Raw genomic sequence first — 1,881 nt, 5'->3', positions numbered from 1 at the left:
CCCATCTTGGCCTCCGCATCATCGCCCACCAATGTGTTGGTCGCTTTTCGAACTCCGGCACTCATCGGGCCCAAAACACCCTTGTCGAGTCCGAATTGCGAACGAGCGGCATGAAGCGATTCACCGCATAAGCCATCTTCCGGCGTCGCGTCACGAGGCGATTGACCTGGGTCAAGCATCGCGCTTGCGCTGCTGCTTACTCGCTGGACGGACTTCCGCTGCTCCTTCACGAAACTACTGCTGAATGTCACCTCGTTTAGTTCAATCCGCTTAGCATAGGTCGAATACAGTCAGCCGGAACCACCATCGGCATAGCCGCCCGCTCCTGTCCACGCTTGCTCCGGCTCATGGCCGCCCCGCTACGTCGCGGGGAGATGGCTCCGCTTGACCTGAGTCAAGGCTGTCGGACCGCCGTCGCCGATACTGGGGACGTCGTGACGCTACCCACGTCCACCGTTCGGCAATCGGAGAAATCAATGGCAACGTCGATGAAAGCTGCTGTCGTGCATGCATTTGGCGAACCTCTTCGTATCGAGGAGGTGCCTGTGCCAACGCCTGCCCGCAACCAGATCCTCGTGAAGATCGCCGCGTCAGGCGTGTGTCACACCGACCTGCACGCGGCGGACGGCGACTGGCCGGTCAAGCCCGCGTTGCCGTTCATTCCCGGGCACGAGGGCGTTGGCTACGTCTCTGCGGTCGGCGCCGACGTCAAGAGCGTCAAGGAGGGAGATCGCGTTGGCGTGCCGTGGCTGTATTCGGCATGCGGACACTGCGAGCACTGTCTGAGCGGTTGGGAGACGCTCTGTCACGATCAGCAGAACACGGGCTATTCGGTGAACGGCGGATACGCCGAGTACGTGCTCGCGGATCCGAACTACGTCGGCCATCTGCCTTCGCAGGTCGGCTTCGAGGAGATTGCGCCGATCCTGTGCGCTGGCGTCACCGTATACAAGGGCATTCGCATGACCGACACACGGCCCGGACAATGGCTCGCGATCTCTGGTATCGGCGGCCTTGGTCACGTCGCGGTTCAATACGCCATTGCGATGGGCCTGCATGTCGTCGCCATCGACGTTGAGCCCGCCAAGCTTGCGCTCGCCCGCGAACTGGGTGCGAAGCTCGCCATCGACGCTTCGACCGGCGATCCCGCAGCCGTGATCCAGAAGGAGATCGGCGGCGCACATGGCGTGCTGGTCACCGCCGTCTCGCGCAGCGCATTCGCGCAGGCGCTCGGCATGGTGCGCCGTGGCGGAACCATATCGCTGAACGGACTGCCTCCCGGAGATTTCCCACTGCCGATCTTCTCGACGGTACTCAACGGCATTACCGTACGGGGTTCGATCGTCGGGACCCGGCGCGACTTGCAGGAGTCGCTGGAATTCGCTGCGGAGGGCAAAGTCCGCGCCCGGATTCATCGCGACCGGCTCGAAAACATCAATTCGGTATTCGCCGATCTGAAGAACGGCAAGGTGGACGGCCGCGTGGTGCTGACGATCGATTGAAAGGCCGCTCGCGCTGGGTGGCAAGGCCGCGATGTTTTGGCGCTGCTGGCGTCGGCACGTCCTTTCTCGTCCGGCGTGCTCTTGCGCACGGTCCTCGTGTACGGCCGGATGAACGAGCCACCTGGCGCGCGCGCTGGCGCATGCCGCTAACGGCGCTCACGGTGGCAGAATACTTTCGCGACGAGCGCCGCCAGAATGTGCTGCTTCTGATGGACAACGTATTCCGCTTCGTGCAGGCGGGCGCCGAAGTGTCGGGCCTGCTGGGACTCCTGCCGTCGCGTGTCGGTTATCAGCCGACTCTCACAAGCGAAGTCGCGGCGCTCCAGTGCTCCACAGTCCGGCGCACTTGCGTTGCTCGCGTGTTCCTCGCCGACGACGG

2 protein-coding genes and 1 pseudogene are annotated in these 1,881 nt (G+C 63.3%); 2 read left to right on the top strand and 1 reads right to left on the bottom strand.

The window, feature by feature from the left end; all coding sequences use genetic code 11:
• Positions 1–230: hypothetical protein (locus AWB68_RS50515; protein ID WP_235028869.1), on the bottom strand; the 230-nt coding region annotated here is incomplete at its 3' end.
• 246 nt (positions 231–476) lie between these two features.
• Here AWB68_RS50515 and adhP point away from each other — a divergent pair.
• Both adhP and AWB68_RS44455 read left to right on the top strand, forming a co-directional pair.
• Positions 477–1,502, top strand: a complete 1,026-nt coding sequence (adhP, locus tag AWB68_RS44460; protein ID WP_087650401.1) for an alcohol dehydrogenase AdhP — start codon at positions 477–479, stop codon at positions 1,500–1,502.
• Positions 1,503–1,568: 66 nt separating this feature from the next.
• Positions 1,569–1,881: pseudogene (locus AWB68_RS44455) on the top strand (F0F1 ATP synthase subunit beta); the annotation flags it as partial.

It is taken from the genome of Caballeronia choica (assembly GCF_001544535.1).
Taxonomy (GTDB): Bacteria; Pseudomonadota; Gammaproteobacteria; order Burkholderiales; family Burkholderiaceae; genus Caballeronia; species Caballeronia choica.
This window is presented reverse-complemented; position numbering and strand designations above follow the sequence as displayed.

Bases quoted from the DNA above. Each gene is read 5' to 3' on its own strand.
- adhP (WP_087650401.1), top strand. From the start codon at position 477: ATGGCAACGTCGATGAAAGCTGCTGTCGTGCATGCATTTGGCGAACCT.